Source organism: Pseudoalteromonas sp. S558 (assembly GCF_005886635.1).
GTDB lineage: Bacteria > Pseudomonadota > Gammaproteobacteria > Enterobacterales > Alteromonadaceae > Pseudoalteromonas > Pseudoalteromonas aliena.
This window is the reverse complement of sequence record NZ_PNDU01000551.1, coordinates 1-248: the sequence shown is the minus strand read 5'-3', so window position 1 is coordinate 248 and position 248 is coordinate 1. Positions and strand designations below refer to the sequence as shown.

General features: G+C 45.6%; 1 protein-coding gene. It reads right to left on the bottom strand.

Features of this window, described 5'->3' with window-relative positions; all coding sequences use genetic code 11:
• A partial coding sequence (locus tag CWB66_RS21375; protein WP_138586996.1) for a hypothetical protein occupies positions 1-248 on the bottom strand: 248 nt, incomplete at both ends.

The following is a 248-nucleotide window of genomic DNA, read 5'->3' as shown; positions in this document are numbered from 1 at the left end:
TACCGGCATTACGGGTACAACCCTCAAGAATACGACACATGTCGTTTAAGTCTTTAACTTCTTCATCGCCGTCGTAGGCTTCTTGCAAACGAGGTTCAACTTCAAACGCTTTGGCTAATGTCATTCCCGGATCGCCCGGAATAAGCTTAGAACTACGATCAACAAATCCATACGGATGACCAAGTACCCGGCCTACATCTCGTATAACCGCTTTGGCCGCCATAGTACCAAAAGTAATAATTTGCGAT